At 65.7% G+C, this 15,704-nt stretch carries 16 protein-coding genes; 3 read left to right on the top strand and 13 right to left on the bottom strand.

The features are described 5' to 3' along the window. Window positions 1-8: 8 nt before the first annotated feature. The 4 genes from ftsH to pal form a co-directional block, all read right to left on the bottom strand. Window positions 9-1,928: an ATP-dependent zinc metalloprotease FtsH gene (gene ftsH / locus FHR70_RS23080; protein ID WP_183454666.1), complete on the bottom strand. Its 1,920-nt coding sequence runs from the start codon at window positions 1,926-1,928 to the stop codon at window positions 9-11. A gap of 143 nt (window positions 1,929-2,071) precedes the next feature. After that, a complete protein-coding gene (tilS, locus tag FHR70_RS23075; RefSeq protein ID WP_183454664.1) occupies window positions 2,072-3,097 on the bottom strand; it encodes a tRNA lysidine(34) synthetase TilS in 1,026 nt (341 codons plus the stop codon). 27 nt (window positions 3,098-3,124) lie between these two features. Then, window positions 3,125-4,096 carry a tol-pal system protein YbgF gene (gene ybgF, locus FHR70_RS23070; protein WP_183454662.1) on the bottom strand — a complete coding sequence of 324 codons (972 nt, stop codon included), beginning with the start codon at window positions 4,094-4,096 and terminating at the stop codon, window positions 3,125-3,127. A 112-nt stretch (window positions 4,097-4,208) separates the two neighbouring features. Next, window positions 4,209-4,709, bottom strand: coding sequence for a peptidoglycan-associated lipoprotein Pal (pal, locus tag FHR70_RS23065; protein ID WP_183454660.1), 501 nt, complete (start codon window positions 4,707-4,709; stop codon window positions 4,209-4,211). Window positions 4,710-4,957: 248 nt separating this feature from the next. Between pal and FHR70_RS23060 the strand changes: the two genes are divergently transcribed. Next, complete coding sequence (locus FHR70_RS23060; protein WP_183454658.1) at window positions 4,958-6,469, top strand: phospholipase D-like domain-containing protein; 1,512 nt, start codon at window positions 4,958-4,960, stop codon at window positions 6,467-6,469. Window positions 6,470-6,557: 88 nt separating this feature from the next. Beyond that, entirely contained in the window at window positions 6,558-7,172 is a 615-nt protein-coding gene (locus FHR70_RS23055) for an HdeD family acid-resistance protein (RefSeq protein ID WP_183454656.1), read from the top strand. 68 nt (window positions 7,173-7,240) lie between these two features. Here the strand turns inward: FHR70_RS23055 and tolB are convergent, their stop codons facing one another. The 4 genes from tolB to tolQ are packed head-to-tail and all read right to left on the bottom strand — an operon-like array spanning window position 7,241 to window position 10,939. Then, a complete protein-coding gene (tolB, locus tag FHR70_RS23050) occupies window positions 7,241-8,566 on the bottom strand; it encodes a Tol-Pal system beta propeller repeat protein TolB (protein ID WP_183454654.1) in 1,326 nt (441 codons plus the stop codon). A gap of 25 nt (window positions 8,567-8,591) precedes the next feature. Next, window positions 8,592-9,716 carry a cell envelope integrity protein TolA gene (gene tolA / locus FHR70_RS23045; protein WP_425487897.1) on the bottom strand — a complete coding sequence of 375 codons (1,125 nt, stop codon included), beginning with the start codon at window positions 9,714-9,716 and terminating at the stop codon, window positions 8,592-8,594. 26 nt (window positions 9,717-9,742) lie between these two features. Beyond that, a complete protein-coding gene (locus FHR70_RS23040; protein ID WP_183454651.1) occupies window positions 9,743-10,186 on the bottom strand; it encodes an ExbD/TolR family protein in 444 nt (147 codons plus the stop codon). A 12-nt stretch (window positions 10,187-10,198) separates the two neighbouring features. Further along, window positions 10,199-10,939 carry a protein TolQ gene (gene tolQ, locus FHR70_RS23035; RefSeq protein ID WP_183454650.1) on the bottom strand — a complete coding sequence of 247 codons (741 nt, stop codon included), beginning with the start codon at window positions 10,937-10,939 and terminating at the stop codon, window positions 10,199-10,201. Between the two features lie 387 nt (window positions 10,940-11,326). Here tolQ and FHR70_RS23030 point away from each other — a divergent pair, with 387 nt between their 5' ends. Continuing rightward, complete coding sequence (locus FHR70_RS23030; protein WP_183454649.1) at window positions 11,327-11,713, top strand: nuclear transport factor 2 family protein; 387 nt, start codon at window positions 11,327-11,329, stop codon at window positions 11,711-11,713. Here FHR70_RS23030 and ybgC read toward each other — a convergent pair. The 5 genes from ybgC to FHR70_RS23005 all read right to left on the bottom strand — a co-directional run bounded on the left by ybgC (window position 11,710) and on the right by FHR70_RS23005 (window position 15,620). Then, window positions 11,710-12,114, bottom strand: coding sequence for a tol-pal system-associated acyl-CoA thioesterase (ybgC, locus tag FHR70_RS23025; RefSeq protein WP_183454753.1), 405 nt, complete (start codon window positions 12,112-12,114; stop codon window positions 11,710-11,712). The genes FHR70_RS23030 and ybgC overlap by 4 nt on opposite strands. 169 nt (window positions 12,115-12,283) lie before the next feature. Then, window positions 12,284-13,330, bottom strand: coding sequence for a Holliday junction branch migration DNA helicase RuvB (ruvB, locus tag FHR70_RS23020; RefSeq protein ID WP_183454648.1), 1,047 nt, complete (start codon window positions 13,328-13,330; stop codon window positions 12,284-12,286). 142 nt (window positions 13,331-13,472) lie between these two features. Then, window positions 13,473-14,090, bottom strand: a complete 618-nt coding sequence (gene ruvA / locus FHR70_RS23015; protein ID WP_183454751.1) for a Holliday junction branch migration protein RuvA — start codon at window positions 14,088-14,090, stop codon at window positions 13,473-13,475. A 171-nt stretch (window positions 14,091-14,261) separates the two neighbouring features. Then, complete coding sequence (ruvC, locus tag FHR70_RS23010) at window positions 14,262-14,765, bottom strand: crossover junction endodeoxyribonuclease RuvC (protein ID WP_183454647.1); 504 nt, start codon at window positions 14,763-14,765, stop codon at window positions 14,262-14,264. 108 nt (window positions 14,766-14,873) lie between these two features. After that, window positions 14,874-15,620 (bottom strand): YebC/PmpR family DNA-binding transcriptional regulator, encoded by a 747-nt coding sequence (locus FHR70_RS23005; protein WP_183454646.1) that lies wholly within the window; start codon window positions 15,618-15,620, stop codon window positions 14,874-14,876. Window positions 15,621-15,704: the final 84 nt, after the last annotated feature.

Here is a 15,704-nt window from a genome sequence, read left to right as displayed (position 1 = left end):
CTGACGTTTTATGCCTGCGGCTGGGGCTCCATGCCCCCGTCGGTTTCGCGTGGGCGTCCTGGGCGGGTGGTGGGCACGGCGGAGCCGCGGCTGGGGGTCGCCGCCTCTCCGGTGTCGCGCACCGGCGGCTGGCCGTCCATCAGGTTGCGGATCTCCTCGCCCGTCAGCGTCTCGTATTCCAGAAGCCCGCGCGCCAGAGCCTCAAGCTCGTGCCGCTTCTCGGTCAGGATCCGGCGGGCGTCGTTGAGCCCGTCCTCCACCAGACGGCGCACCTCCGAGTCGATCTTCTGCGACGTCGCCTCGGAGATGTTCTGCTGGCGCCCCATGGACATCCCTAAGAACACCTCGTCCTGGTTCTCGCCATAGGCCACCGTGCCCAGCTCGGGCGAGAAGCCCCACTTGGTCACCATCATGCGGGCCAGGCGCGTCGCCTGCTCGATGTCCGACTGGGCGCCCGACGTGACCTTGTCCTTGCCGAAGATCATCTCCTCGGCAATGCGCCCGCCCATCATGATCGCCAGACGCGAGGTCATCTGCTCGTAGCTCATCGACAGCTTGTCCCGCTCGGGCAGCTGCATGACCATGCCCAGAGCCCGGCCGCGCGGGATGATCGTGGCCTTGTGCACCGGGTCGGTGGCCGGCACATTGAGCGCCACCACGGCGTGTCCCGCCTCGTGATAGGCGGTCAGGCGCTTCTCGTCGTCGGTCATCACCAGGGTGCGGCGCTCGGCGCCCATCATCACCTTGTCCTTGGCGTCCTCGAACTCGCGCATGGTCACGATGCGCTTGCCGCGCCGCGCCGCCAGCAGGGCCGCCTCGTTGACCAGGTTCATCAGGTCCGCGCCCGAGAAGCCGGGGGTGCCCCGCGCAATCACCTTCAGGTCCACGTCGGGCGCCAGCGGGACTTTTCGCACATGCACGCGCAGGATCTTCTCGCGGCCGACCACGTCGGGGTTGGGCACCACGATCTGGCGGTCGAAGCGGCCCGGGCGCAGGAGCGCCGGGTCGAGCACGTCGGGCCGGTTGGTGGCAGCAATAATGATCACGCCCTCATTGGCCTCGAACCCGTCCATCTCGACAAGGAGCTGGTTGAGGGTCTGCTCGCGCTCGTCGTTGCCGCCGCCGAGACCCGCGCCGCGATGGCGGCCGACCGCGTCGATCTCGTCGATGAAGATGATGCAGGGGGCGTTCTTCTTCGCCTGCTCGAACATGTCGCGCACGCGGGAGGCGCCGACGCCCACGAACATCTCGACGAAGTCGGAGCCCGAGATGGTGAAGAACGGCACGTTGGCTTCGCCGGCCACCGCACGGGCGGTCAGCGTCTTACCGGTGCCGGGCGGGCCCACCAGCAGCACGCCACGGGGGATGCGGCCGCCCAGGCGCTGGAACTTCTGCGGATCGCGCAGGAACTCCACCACCTCCTGAAGGTCCTCCTTCGCCTCGTCAATCCCCGCAACATCGTCAAAGGTCACGCGGCCATGCGCCTCGGTGAGGAGCTTCGCCTTGGACTTGCCGAAGCCCATGGCCCGGCCTGCGCCGCTCTGCATCTGGCGCGACAGGAACACCCAGGCGCCGATGAAGAGCGCAATCGGCAGGATGTTCATGAGCACGGCGATGAACCAAGGGGTCGAATCCGACTGCGGACGGGCCGTGATCTGCACGCCCTTCTGCTGCAGCTTCGTGACCAGCATCGGGTCGCTCGGCGCGTAGGTCGTGAAGGTACGGCCATCCGTATAGGTGCCGCTGATCTCGGGGCCGGAGATGACCACGCTGGTGATGCGGCCGGCATCGGCCTCGCTGAGGAGCTGGCTATAGGCGATATCGCTGCCGCCGCCGCGCTGGCCGGGGCTCTGGAACAAGGTCACGAGCGCCAGCACAAGGAGGAAGATCACCACCCACAGGGCGAAGTTGCGGAAATTTGAATTCATCTGATCAGGTTCTGCCCCAGAGGGAGAGAAAGCGTGAGGAGGTCTCCCCGCGCGGCTAAACTCAATGTAGGCACACCGTCTCGCCTTGCCAAGGGAATGCGGCGCCTCTGCGACATATCCGATGGCTTTAGCTAAGATTTCGGCTAACGGCCTCGCTGACGTGGCGGTTCCGGCCCGACGGACACCCTTCCGGATGAGGTCAGGCGCAGGTGGGCGCCCGCGATGGTGAGGCTCAGGGCCTCTCCCGCCCCGGCGGCCTGACGCAGACGCTCCGTGCAGACCTCGAGCCGGTGCAGACGACTGTTCTCAAGATCCATGCCAGCCTGCGCCAAGGCCAGCTCCAGCACCCGCAGGGCAATGTCAAAGGGCTCTTCCGTGAAAATTTGGCCCTGGAACGACAGGGTCCCGGCTTCACGATGAGGCTCGCTGCGCTCAAGAGCCTCCCGGGCCTTGAGATCAAGTGCCTCGTCGGCTTGGGCGATCCTCTCGGCCAGACGCGCCAGACGCTCGGCCGTGAGCCCTTCTGCGGCAAGCAGCGGCATGAGCCTGCGCCAGCGGACCCGGGCATAGCGCTCGTCCGCATTCGACGGATCGGTGACGGAGCGCCATCCCTGCTCCCGACACCGATCGAGAAGACATGATTTCGGGACGCCGAGGAGCGGCCGCACGTGGCGGATGCCCCGCCGGTCCGTTTCCCGGCGCATCCCGGCAAGGCCCGCCAATCCCGACCCGCGCGACAGGCGGATCATTACCGTCTCGGCCTGGTCGTCGAGGGTATGGGCGGTGACGAGATGGGAGGCGCCGGCCTCGCGGGCATGCTCGACCAGGAGGCCGTAGCGGGCCTCGCGGGCAGCCTCCTGGATCCCGGTCGCGGGCTTGTTGCCCGTCCAGACAAGCGTCCGGTGCGGCAGCCCCAAAGAGGCGGCTTCCCGCGCCACGAAGGCAGCCTCCTCGGCGGCCTCGGGCCGGAGACCATGATCGACGGTGGCAACGTGAACGGGAGGACGACGTTCGATGGAGGACCAGCGGGCGAGGCCATGCATCAGGGCCATGGAGTCCGGCCCGCCCGATACGGCGGCGACAATGCCGGAGGCTTGGTTCAGAGAGGAAAAGAGACGCTCAAGCCCTTCATCCGAGAGCGGATCATCGGGGGGCGAGGATGGAGCCACAGCGCAGAGCCTGCAACGATCAGCGGATCAGCTGCACTTGATCCGCTTCTGCTCACGCTCGGAGGCTTGGCGGACGGGAGCGGAGGCCTGCGGATACTTGCGGTCGAGTTCGGCGAAGACCGCGCAGGCGCGATCCTTGGCGCCGAGACCGTTCAGGGAGATGCCGAGCCGCAGCAGCGCGTCGGGCGCCTTGGGCGTATCCGGATGCTCGGCCGAGACGTTCAGGAACTGCTCCGCGGCCTCGCGATAGCGGCTGCGCACGAGATAGGTCTCGCCGAGCCAGAAGGTGGCTTCCGGCACCAGCTTGTCGCGCGGGTTGGATTGCAGGAAGCGGCGAAAGCCCATCTCGGCCTGATCGTACTGCCTCGCGGTGAAGGAGGCATAGGCCGTGTCGAAGTCAGACCGGGGATTGCCGACGCTGGTGGCCGCCACACTCGGGTTGGCACGCTCGGCAATGGCGCCCTGAGGCAGGGTTGCCTGAACATCGGCATGCTGGTCGAGCGGCGCGCCCTCGGCGTCGTCCTGCTCGATCAGTTCCCCGATCCCGGCCAACTGCCCGCCTGGTAGCGGCATCGGACGTCCGGCATCGGCTTGAGCGAGCGGCTCGGATGGCGGGGTCGAGCCGAGCGGACGCGGCGCGCCGGGGGCGCCCGGCGCCTCCGACGGATCGAATACGTCGCTGCGGCGCTGCGGCTGGGCCGGCTGCGCCTGAGGCGTGGCCGGACGGGACGGCGTCGTAGTCGACGGCGCAGGAGCGGACCTGGAGCCACTGCCGCCGCGTCCCTCTTGGAAGCGGAACTCCACATCCTCCTGGAACTTGCGCAGCTGCTCCTTGAGCTGGCGGTTCTCGTACTGGAGCTGCTCCATCTGGCCGGAGAGCTGCCGGAACTGGCTCTCGAGCCGGTTCAGGCGCACAATCGCGTCGGCCGCATCCTGCGCGGCAGCGGGGGCGGCCAGAGCCAAGGCAAAGGCGAAAAAGACAAACAGGCGTCGGAACATGCTGGGAATACCGTAAGGATCCTCGACAGAGGGGCCGATAACACAAAAGCGCCGCCACGGCGAGATTGTGGCGGCGCTCTGCGATTTCACGAGACGTGATGCCGGTGAGGCCTTATGCCCCGGCGCCGCCGCCGAGCACCGTCACGGCGCGACGGTTCTGCGACCAGCAGGAGATGTCGTTGCAGACCGCCACCGGGCGCTCCTTGCCGTAGGACACGGTGCGGAAGCGGTTACCCGGGATGCCGCGGGAGATCAGGTAGTCGCGCACGACCTGGGAGCGGCGGGCGGAGAGCGAGAAATTGTACTCGCGGGTGCCGCGCTCATCCGCATGGCCCTCAAGGATGAAGGTGTATTGGGGGTAGCGCTGCAGCCACTGGGCCTGCTTGTCTAGGGTCGCCACGGCCGTGGGGGTCAGATCCGTCGAGTCGGTCTCGAAGAACACGCGGTCTCCGACGTTGACGACGAAGTCCTGGGCGCTGCCCGGGGTGGCGGCGCCACCGGCCCCGAAGCCACCGGCTCCGCCAGCCATCTCATCTTTGTTGGACGAACACGCCGCCGCCCCAAGGGCGAGGACGAAGGCAGCGGCGAATTTGACGGCGCGCAACGTCATCATGGGCAATACTCCTTACACATACGTTTGCCGAACGTTGTGTCTTTCATATCGGGAGGATGGTTAAGGGAGGGTTCCGTCAACCTTGAGGAGAGGCTCCGGATTAAGGTGAATTATGGCCAAGTTGTGGAAGTTATGGTCATGGTAAATCAACTGTGAATGAATTCCGGAGCAGCCCGCCATACATACCGTTAAGACAGCCGCGCCAAGCTGGGCTGCTGCCGATTGTCCGTCTTATGCGTTGAGAGGTCATGAATATCGTGACGACCCCGCCCGGCACCCTTGGACAACGCTACCGCAAGGCTCTCGACGATCTGCGTCTGGAGCGGGCTTTCGCGCGCATCGCCGACAGCGATCTGCGGCACGGCAATGCGGTGTCGCTGCTCAGGGACTCGCGGGAGAACTACCCGGCTTGGCTCGAGGCCATCCGCTCGGCGAAAGACGTCATCCACTTCGAAAACTTCATCATCGCCGACGACGAGAGCGGCCGCGCATTCGCCGAGGCCCTGATGGAGCGGGCCCGGGCGGGCGTGACAGTGCGGGTGCTCTACGATTGGCTCGGCTCGTCGTTCCGGGCCCTGCCCGGCTATTGGAGGCGCCTGCGCGAAGCCGGGGTCCAGGCCAAGGTCTTCAACCCGCCCCGGCTGACCGACCCGTTCTGGGTTCGTCGCAACCACCGCAAGGTCATCACCGTCGATGGGCGCATCGGATTCGTGTCAGGCCTGTGCATTTCGGACAATTGGGTGGGCAAGAACGGGCATGAGCCCTGGCGCGACACCGGGATCTGCCTGGAAGGCCCTGTGGTGGCCGATCTCGATGCGGCCTTTGCGGAGACTTGGCGGCTCGCCGGCATGCGGGCGATCCCGAAATCCGAACTGCCCCACCCCGACCTGATTCCGCTCGCTGGTACGATGGCCGCCCGCGTGATCAGCGGCGAGCCGGGGATGCTGCGCACGTACCGGGTCGATCAGTTCATCGCGGCTACCGCCCAGCGCAACCTCTGGCTGACCGACGCCTATTTCGTCGCCACCACCTCCTATGTGCAGGCGCTGGGCGAAGCGGCGCGGGACGGGGTGGACGTGCGCATCCTGGTGCCGGGCTCGAGCGACGTTCCTGCGCTCCAGCCTGTGGTGCGGGCCGGCTACCGGTCCCTGATCGAGGCGGGCATTCGCGTCTACGAATGGAACGGGTCGATGCTCCACGCCAAGACCGCCGTTGCGGACGGGCGCTGGTCCCGGGTGGGCTCCACCAACCTCAACCTCGCGAGCTGGGCCACCAACTGGGAGCTCGATGTCGTCGTCGAGGATACCCAGTTCGCAGAGGCCATGGAGGCCATGTATCTCGAGGACCTCGCCAACGCCACGGAGATCGTTCCCGGCTGGCAGTCCCGTCGCCGTCAGGCGAAGAACATGCGCTCCCGCCGCGGGCATCGCTACACCAAGGGTGGCGTCCGCAGGCTCGCGGCCGGCGCCCTGGCGCTGTCGACCACGCTCGGCAAGTCGGTGAACTCGCGGTCGCTGACCGCCACCGAGGCGAGCAGCGTTGCCATCATCGGCTTCGCCCTGCTGGCGCTCGCCGCGCTCATCTCCTTCTTCCCGGTTCTCATCATCTCGCCGGTGGTGATCGCCCTCGTGTGGCTGAGCCTCGCCCTGCTCATCCGGGCCTTCCGCCTCAAGCGGAGGGTGCGGCTGAGACGACGCAAGCTTGCACTTCGACGGAAATTGACGAAGATCAGGGACGGCGAGGCTTCGCCAGGAGAGTAGGACCCGGGAAGAGCAAAACGAAACCAACGGTCAAGCTTGGCGTGGATCTTGTGCAAGGCAGTGCATTCCTTTTCCGAGGAGGACTCCTATGACAGCAGGGACGACCGGCTCTTTCGATACCCTTGATCGCACTCACGCAATGAGCGCCCTTCTGGCTCAGAACTGGTGGGCCTTGGCGCTCCGCGGCGTCTTCGCCATCATCTTCGCGCTCATTGCCTTCTTCATGCCCGGAGCCACGCTCCTATCCCTGGTCTGGGTCTTCGCGGCCTATATGCTGGTCGACGGGATCTTCGGCATCGTCTCCGGCATTCGGGCGGCCTCCAACAACCAGCGCTGGGGCCTCCTGATCCTGGGAGGCATCCTGAACATCCTGGTCGGCATCATCGCCTTCGTCATGCCGGGCCTGACGGTCCTGTTCTTCGTCACCCTGATGGCGGTGTGGTCGCTGATCACCGGCATCCTGACGATCGTGGCCGCGTTCAAGCTGAACCCGACCTATGGCCGCGGCTGGCTGATCTTCAGCGGCATTGTCTCGGTCCTGTTCGGTATCGCGCTGCTGCTCGGCCCGATCGTCGGCGCCGTGGTGCTGACCTGGTGGCTGGGAGCCTATGCCCTCGTGTTCGGCATCTCCCTGATCGCTCTCGCCTTCAAGCTCAAGGGCCACAAGGACGAGACCGTTGGGGCGGCTCCGATGAGGGCTTGAACGAAAATATAGTTTGCAGGATTAACGCGCTTTCCCTCCCCTTGTGGGGAGGGAGGGAAGGTTGAGGTTTACCGCGACTCGCTCAGCAGCGGCGACCAGGTCGGGTCGGACGCGAAGGACGGCGTCGGGACCGGCTGCTCCACGCGACCGGTGATGTCGACCATGTAGAGCTTGCCGCCGGCCTGTCCGCCCGGATCGCGGAAGAACAGGATGTACTGGCCGTTGGGCGCCCAGGTCGGGCTCTCGTTGTGGAAGCCCTCGGTAAGGATGCGCTCGCCCGAACCGTCCGGCTTCATGATGCCGATGGCGAAGCCGCCGGCGCGCTGCTTGGTGAAGGCGATGTAGTCGCCGCGCGGCGACCAGGCCGGCTGCGAGTAGGAACCGTCGCCGAAGGAGATGCGGCGCTGGTCCGATCCGTCCACGTTCATGGAATAGATCTGCTGCTTGCCGCCGCGATCGCTCTCGAACACGATCTGCTTTCCGTCCGGTGAGAAGGACGGCGAGGTGTCGATGGCCGCGGTCGAGGTCAGGCGCGTGGTGGCCTGCGAGCCGAGATTCATCATGAAGATGTTGGCATTGCCGCCCTGCTGCAGGCTCATGACGATGCGGCTGCCCTCAGGCCCGAAGCGCGGCGAGGAGGCCATGTCGGGGAAGTTGCCGAGCACCTGGCGCGAGCCGGTCTCCAGGTTGATCACCTGAACGCGCGGCTGCTGGCCCTCGACCTGGGACATGTAGGTGATGTCCTGCGTGGCCGGCGAATAGCGCGGCGCCACCACGGAGGTGTCTCCTTGAGTCAGGTAGCGCACGTTCGCGCCGTCCTGATCCATGATGGCGAGGCGCTTGCGGCGGCTCTCCTTCGGGCCCGATTCATCGACGAACACGATGCGCGTGTCGAAGAAGCCGCCGAAGCCTGTGATCTTCGAATAGACCGCATCCGAGATGATGTGGCCGACGCGGCGCCAGAAATTGGCGTCCGTCACATATTGCTGGCCGGTAAGCTGCTGGCCCGTCTCGATGTCCCACAGGCGGAACTCGGCGCGCAGCCGCCCCGATGGATCGCGCGACACACGGCCGGTCACGAGCGCCTGGGCGCCCGCCATCTTCCACGCATCAAAACGCGGCGCGGCATCGAACGACGGACGCTCGGGGAAGCGCGACTTGTCGAGCGGCGCGAAATAGCCGGAGCGCTGCAGGTTGTTGCTGATGATGCCCGACACGCGCTGCCCCATGTCGCCCTCGCCGGAGAAGTCGGCAACGGCGATCGGCATGGGCTGGAACTGCCCGCCGGGTCCGACGCGGAAGGAGAGCTGCGCTTGGGCCGAGGGGGCGAGCGTCGCCATCGGCAGGACGACGGCCAGCGCGAAGAGAAGACGGGAGATAAGGCGAGTGATCATGGGATGCTGTCTCAAGCTTTGGGCTTTAAGAGAGAGGAGGATCGAACTGGACGTTCAGGATCTTCCAGTCGGTGTAATAGGGCGCGAATTTCGCCGGGATCTCGAACTGGCGGCACTTGCGGATGGCCCTGACGGCCGCATCCGCCACCGCGCGATCAGTCGATGAGCTTCCTGCCTGCAGGACTCGCGGCTCGGTGCTGAGCGATCCATCCTGGTTCAGGCGGATGTCGAGAACCGGCGCCGTGACCTGCCCGCCCGAGGCTGCGATCGGTGCGCTGTAGCAGCGCTCGATCTGCGACACGAGAATGCCGATCAGCGCATCGCGCAGGCTCGGAGAGAGCTTTGCGGCCGATCCGGTCGCGGTCCCAAGCGAGGCGGTCTTCTGGACCTCCGCGCCGGTCGCGCCGGTGGACTGGCTCTTGTCCTTGCTGTCGAGAAACTGCTTCAGGTCGCCCATGTCGAGTTTCTTGGCGAGCTGGGCCTCCTTGCGCGCCTTGGCCTCGGCCTCTTCCTTGGCCTTGGCTTCCGCGAGCTTCTTCGCCTCGGCTTCAGCTTTTGCCTTCGCGTCAGCCTCGGCCTTCGCCTTGGCTTCGGCGACCTTCTTGGCTTCGGCCTCGGCCTTGGCTTTTGCCTCCGCTTGCGCCTTTGCCTTGGCTTCAGCCTCGATCTTCGCCTGCTCGGCCGCCTTGGCCTTCTCGATGGCCTCGGCTTCGGCCTTTTCCCGCAGCTGCTTTTCCTCCGCGGCCTTGGCCTCGGCGGCAGCCTTCTCTTCCTGCGAGCGGGTCGGCGGCGCGGGCGGCGGGGGCTGGGCGGCCACCGGCTCTTCCTTCTCGGCGACCTTCATCTCGGCCGGACGCTTCGGCGGGGCCGGCGCGTCGCGCTTGTCTTCGCCGGGATCCTTCAGTTCGGTCTTGTCGGCCACGCGCTCGGCGCGGGGCTTGGGTTGCGGTGCCTTGGCGTTCGTCTCGCCCTTGGTGATCTGGGACAGCTGGGCATCGGTGATGACTTCGACCGGGATGCCTTCCTGCGCTTCGGGAAATTCGGCAACGGAAGACAGACCGATCATCGCGGCCGTCAGCAGCGCCGCATGCGCGACGCCCGAGACCCAGAAGCCCGGCTCCGAAGTGCTGAATTTCAGCTTCAACGCCACGTGTGTGCCCCTTGCTTTCATCCGCCTCAGCGCTGGTCGACCTCGGTCACGAGGGCGACGCGCTTGTAGCCTGCCGTGGTGACGATCGACATCACCTGGGCGACGCGCCCGTAATCCACCTTCTTGTCGCCGCGCACGAAGACCCGCTCGTCAAAGCCCGCCTTCGACACTTCCGCGAGCTTGCCGACGATGGCCTCGTCCGTGAGCTCCGTCTCGCCCAGGAAGACCTGGCCGTTGGCCTTGATCGACAGGGTCACCGGCGTCGCGTCGGAATTGAGCGGCGCGGCCTTGGTCTGCGGCAGGTCGAGCGGCACGCCCGCTGTCATCATGGGGGCTGCCACCATGAAGATGATGAGCAACACGAGCATGACGTCGATGAACGGCGTCATGTTGATCTCGTTGATCACCCCCGACTGCCGGGAGCGCCTGCGGCGGCGTCCGCCTCCTGCCGATCCTGCCATCATGGCCATGCCGAACCCTCCTTAGGCCGCGTTGGCGGGGGAGCGGCCCGCATGGCCGATGCGCTCGTCCACCTGACGGGACAGGATGGCCGAGAACTCGTCGGCGAAGCCCTCGAGCCGCGTCTGCAGCTTGCCGACCTCCGAGTTCAGCTTGTTGTATGCCAGCACCGCCGGGATAGCCGCGAAGAGGCCGATGGCGGTGGCAAACAGCGCCTCGGCGATGCCGGGGGCCACGACCGCAAGGCTGGTGTTCTTGGAGGCGGCGATGGAGGTGAAGGAGTTCATGATGCCCACCACCGTGCCGAACAGGCCGATATAGGGACCGGCCGATCCGATGGAGGCCAGCACCGTCAGGCGGGCATTCAGCCGCTCCACCTCGCGCTGGATGGTGACGTCGAGCACCTTGTCGATGCGCTGCGGCAGGGTCTGGAACGAGCGGCCCGAACCCTCGAAGGAGCGCTTCCACTCCCGCATGGCGGCGACGAACACGGCGGCCAAGCCCGTGGCCGGGCGGCTCTGGAGGTTGCGGTAGAGCTCCTCCAGGGACTGGCCGGACCAGAACACGTCCTCGAACCGATCCATGGCGCGCTTCGACCGGCGGTAGAGCAGGGTCTTGTCCACGATGATGGCCCAGCACCAGACCGAGGCCGCCAGCAGGCCGATCATCACGAGCTTGACGATGAAATGGGCCTGCCAGAACAGGCCAAAGAAGGACAGGTCGTGGGCCACAGGAGCGGCCTGGGCCACATCAGCCGGATTCATGAATCTCGTCCTCGCTCTTCGAGCAGCCTTGGGTTGCCCCAGGGCTCACCGCAGATTGGTTCTAGGAAAATCTGTTTCTTTATCACTGCTCGTTCGCCCTTGAATCTGTCGAAAATAAGGGCAGCCGACCAATGGGGTTCAGATCATCCTGGACCGTTACCTGTTAGGCACAGAGTAAGGTTAAGGTCTGGTTTAAGTGAGGCCGCGCAGAGGCGGAATACCCTGAAATTGATAAAGAAATTCCGGGTAGTATGCACTGAAGGCAGAGCAGATACGTGTCCTGTCGATACGGCAACCGACGAGCTTCGCTGCAGGCTTTGGGTTGCCCTGGGTCTAAGCTTGGCCGTAACTCCATTCTTGACCCGATCACGAGCAAGAGAGACGAGCATGGCAAAAGGGCAAGAGGCCGATCCCACCGAAGTGGTGAACCGGCAGCTCAATGCGTACAACGCGAAGAATATCGACGCGTTCATGGCCTGCTGGGGCGAGGATGCGCAGTACTTCGCGTTTCCTTCCAATCTCCTGGCTGAAGGCGCGCAGCAGATCCGCGAGCGCTATGTCGTCCGGTTCAAGGAGCCCAACCTCTTCGGCCAGCTCATCCACCGCATGAATGTCGGCAATCTGGTGATCGACCGGGAGGTCGTGACCCGCACATTCCCGGACGGCCCCGGTCGCGTGGATGTGATCGCGATCTACGAGGTCGATGGAGGAAAGATCACGAAGGCTTGGTTCAAGATGGGTGCGCCAGTGCTCGATGGGGCATCACAAGCCTAAGGCGTCGAGAGCGCCGCCCGCAGCTCGTCCGGGATCCGCACGGCGCGCCCTCCCCTCACGGCCGCGACCATGACATCGGCTGCGACCAGGACCTCTTCGCCCCGCCGAACCTCTTGAGCGAGGGTCATTGACGCGCCGCGCATCTCCTTGGGGCGGGTCACGATGGTGAGCACGTCATCCATGACGGCGCCGCCGCGGAAATCGATATTCATCTTGCGGACCACGAACGCGAGGCCATCCATGTCCGCGTGTAGATCGGACTGCGCCACCTCGACCGCCCGCAACAGCTCCGTGCGACCCCGCTCCATGAAGCGGAGATAGCTGGCGTGATAGACGCGGGCCGAGAAATCCGTGTCCTCGTAATAGACGCGAATCGGCAGGATGTGGGCGCCGTCCTGCATGAAGCCGGAGAGATGAGGATAGTGCCCACCCTCCCCTTGAGGGGGAGGGTCAGCCGGCAGGCTGGGGCGGGGTGGCACCACAACGTTCGGAGATGTCGCGCTACTCACCCCCTCCCGCGCCTCCGGCGCGACCTCCCCCCTCAAGGGGGAGGTGTTGGCGTCGCGCTTCTCACTCATCCGCATCTCCGCCGAACAGCCCGAACTGCGCCACGGTCTCGCGGGTGGGCTCCGGAATGCCGAGGTGCTTGAAGGCATGGGGGGTGAGGATGCGGCCGCGCGGGGTGCGCTGCACGAAGCCCTTCTGGATCAGGTAGGGCTCGATGATGTCCTCAATGGCGTCGCGCGGCTCGGACAGGGCCGCAGCAATCGTCTCGATGCCGACCGGGCCGCCCCCGAAGGAATTGGCGATCATGGTCAGGTACTTGCGGTCCATGAGGTCGAGGCCGATGGGGTCCACGTCGAGGAGGCGCAGGGACTTGTCCGCAAGGTCGCGGGAGACGGTCTGGACGCCCTCGACGATGGCAAAATCCCGCACGCGGCGCAGGAGGCGGCCGGCAATGCGGGGCGTGCCGCGGGAGCGCCGCGCAATCTCGTTGGCGCCCTCCTCGCTCATGCCTAAGCCCAGCACCCGGGCGCCGCGGCGCACGATGAGCTCCAGTTCGTCCACGGTGTAGAACTCGAGCCGGATCGGGATGCCGAAGCGGTCGCGGAGCGGCGTGGTGAGCAGGCCCGCCCGGGTCGTGGCGCCGACCAGGGTGAATTTCGGCAGCTCGATCTTCACCGAGCGGGCGGCCGGGCCCTCGCCAATGATCAGGTCGAGCTGGTAATCCTCCATGGCCGGATAGAGAATTTCCTCCACTGCCGGGTTGAGGCGGTGGATCTCGTCGATGAAGAGCACGTCGCGCTCTTCCAGGTTGGTGAGCTGGGCCGCCAGATCGCCCGCCTTGGCGATCACCGGGCCGGAGGTCGAGCGGAAATTGACCCCGAGCTCGCGGGCGACGATCTGGGCCAGAGTGGTCTTGCCCAGCCCTGGTGGGCCGACGAAGAGCACGTGGTCGAGGGCATCGCCGCGCGCCTTGGCGGCATTGATGAAGATCTGGAGATTGGCCCGCGCGGCCTTCTGGCCCGTGAAATCGTCGAGCGAGAGCGGCCGGATCGACGCATCAACATCGTCCTCGCGCTTTTCGGGGCTGATCAGGCGGCGGGAATCGGTCAAAGAGGCTTACCTTCCAAAGGCTTCATATAGTCGTTTTGCATGTAATGCGCCATCTTTAACAAGATCAAAACAGGAACGCCCTCGGGGCGAGCGCGAACCTTCCTGTCATTCCCAGCGAGCGCAGTAAGGAGAAGAAATCCACTTACCGCGCCAGTTCCCTCAGCCCCAGCCGAATGAGCGTCTTGGCTTCCGCTTCGTCGCCCGCCTGCTTCATGGCGGCGGCGACGGCCGCGGAGGCCTGGACCTGGGGATAGCCGAGGTTGACCAGCGCCGAGATGGCGTCCGCCACGGGCGCCGGAGCGCTGTTGTCCTCGACCGCGCCGGTGAGGCGGATCAGGGCCGGGTCGACGGCCGCGAAGGCCGGGGCCTTGTCCTTGAGTTCCGAGACGATGCGCTGGGCGAGCTTGGGGCCGACGCCAGGGCCACGGGCGACCGAGGCCTTGTCTCCGGTGGCGATGGCCGTTGCCAAGCTGCCGGGATCGAGCACCGACAGGATGCCGAGCGCCACCTTGGAGCCCACGCCCTGCACGCTCTGGAGCAGCCGGAACCATTCGCGCTCGGAATCCGACCGGAAGCCGAAGAGGCGGATCATGTCCTCGCGCACATGGGTCTCGATGGAGAGCACCGCCGCCTCGCCCGTGGGCGGCAGATTCTGGAGGGTGCGGGAGGAGCAGTGGACCACATAGCCGACCCCGTGCACGTCGAGGATCACGAAATCCTCGCCGTAGGAATCGACTGTCCCTTTGAGTTTGCCGATCACGTTGTTCTTCACCCCTCGCGGTCATCCCGGGGCTGCGGAGCAGAACCCGGGATCGTCAGCCGGATAAAACACTGTTTCCCCTGGAAGGGAAGCCTTTGGTCGCGCTTTGTTCTCACAGCGCTCCCGGATCTGCGCTTCGGTCCGTCCGGGATGACACCTTTTCAAACGGTCTCAGTAGCTCGCCGCCAAAGCGCGGGCCTTGCGGTGGTGGGCGTGGGCGATGGCGATGGCGAGCGCGTCGGCGGCGTCCGCCTTCTTGAAGTCGGCCTTGGGCAGCAGGATCCTCACCATGGCCTGGACCTGATCCTTGTCCGCGTGGCCGACGCCCACCACGGTCTTCTTGACCTGATTGGCGCCGTATTCCGCCACCGGCAGGCCGTGGAGGGCCGGGACCAGCAAGGACATGGCGCGAGCCTGGCCGAGCTTGAGGGTCGCCTGCGCGTCCTTGTTGACGAAGGTTTCCTCGACGGACACCTCGTCGGGCGTCCAGGCCCGGATCACATCGGTGAGCCGATCATGGAGCTGCTTGAGGCGCAGCGCCAACTCAAGGTCCCCATCGGAGGTCACGACCCCGCAGGCGACGTAGGAGAGCTTCGTCCCCTCGACGGTAATGACGCCCCAGCCCGTGTTGCGCAGGCCGGGATCGAGGCCGAGGATGCGGACGCGCTCAGTCACTTCTTGTTCTCCACCGTCATGGCCGGACCTGATCCGGCCATCCACGCCATCAACCGTTAAGAAGACGTGGATACCCGGGACGAGCCTGGGCACGACGCACACCTTAAATCAACCAGCCATCTTCTGCATGAGGGCGTCGGAGAGCTCGAAGTTACCGTAGACGTTCTGAACGTCGTCGTGCTCCTCCAGCGATTCCATCAGCTTCATCAGCTTCTCGCCGGTCTCGTCGTCGACAGCCACCGGGGTCTGGGGCTTCCAGACGAGCTTGGAGGCCTTGGGCTCGCCGAACTTGTCCTCGAGCGCCTTGGTCACCTCGTTGAGAGACCCCTGGTCGCAATAGACCTCGTGGCCGTTCTCGGAGGAGGACACGTCATCGGCGCCGGCATCGATGGCCGCCTCCAGCATGGCGTCGGCATCAGCCACGTCCGGGCCGAACTCGATATAGCCGACGCGGTCGAACATGAACGAGACCGCGCCGGTCTCGGCGAGGTTGCCGCCGCTCTTGGTGAAGTAGGAGCGGATATCGGAAGCCGTGCGGTTGCGGTTGTCGGTCATGGCCTCGACGATGATGGCAGCACCCCCAGGGCCGTAGCCCTCGTAGCGGATCTCGTCGTAGTTCTCCGCGTCGCCCCCGGAGGCCTTGTTGATGGCGCGCTGGATGTTGTCCTTGGGCATGTTCTCGGCGCGGGCGGCGAGGATCGCGGCGCGCAGGCGCGGGTTCATGTTAGGGTCGGGCAGGCCCATCTTGGCCGCCACGGTGATTTCGCGGGCGAGCTTGGAAAACACCTTGGACCGCACCGCGTCCACCTTGCCCTTGCGGTGCATGATATTCTTGAACTGTGAATGCCCGGCCATGGGGGCCTCCGGAATGTCGGCCGAGAGCCGCCTCATGGGGAGGCGCCCGTCAGGCCGGAGAAGTTGACGATGGCAGGCTTATAA

This window comes from Microvirga lupini (assembly GCF_014191055.1).
In the GTDB taxonomy this organism is placed as follows: Bacteria; Pseudomonadota; Alphaproteobacteria; order Rhizobiales; family Beijerinckiaceae; genus Microvirga; species Microvirga lupini_A.
This window is presented reverse-complemented; position numbering and strand designations above follow the sequence as displayed.

Bases quoted from the DNA above. Each gene is read 5' to 3' on its own strand.
- ftsH (WP_183454666.1), bottom strand. From the start codon at position 1,928: ATGAATTCAAATTTCCGCAACTTCGCCCTGTGGGTGGTGATCTTCCTC.
- ybgF (WP_183454662.1), bottom strand. From the start codon at position 4,096: ATGTTCCGACGCCTGTTTGTCTTTTTCGCCTTTGCCTTGGCTCTGGCC.
- pal (WP_183454660.1), bottom strand. From the start codon at position 4,709: ATGATGACGTTGCGCGCCGTCAAATTCGCCGCTGCCTTCGTCCTCGCC.
- FHR70_RS23060 (WP_183454658.1), top strand. From the start codon at position 4,958: ATGAATATCGTGACGACCCCGCCCGGCACCCTTGGACAACGCTACCGC.
- FHR70_RS23055 (WP_183454656.1), top strand. From the start codon at position 6,558: ATGACAGCAGGGACGACCGGCTCTTTCGATACCCTTGATCGCACTCAC.
- tolB (WP_183454654.1), bottom strand. From the start codon at position 8,566: ATGATCACTCGCCTTATCTCCCGTCTTCTCTTCGCGCTGGCCGTCGTC.
- FHR70_RS23040 (WP_183454651.1), bottom strand. From the start codon at position 10,186: ATGGCCATGATGGCAGGATCGGCAGGAGGCGGACGCCGCCGCAGGCGC.
- tolQ (WP_183454650.1), bottom strand. From the start codon at position 10,939: ATGAATCCGGCTGATGTGGCCCAGGCCGCTCCTGTGGCCCACGACCTG.
- FHR70_RS23030 (WP_183454649.1), top strand. From the start codon at position 11,327: ATGGCAAAAGGGCAAGAGGCCGATCCCACCGAAGTGGTGAACCGGCAG.
- ybgC (WP_183454753.1), bottom strand. From the start codon at position 12,114: ATGCAGGACGGCGCCCACATCCTGCCGATTCGCGTCTATTACGAGGAC.
- FHR70_RS23005 (WP_183454646.1), bottom strand. From the start codon at position 15,620: ATGGCCGGGCATTCACAGTTCAAGAATATCATGCACCGCAAGGGCAAG.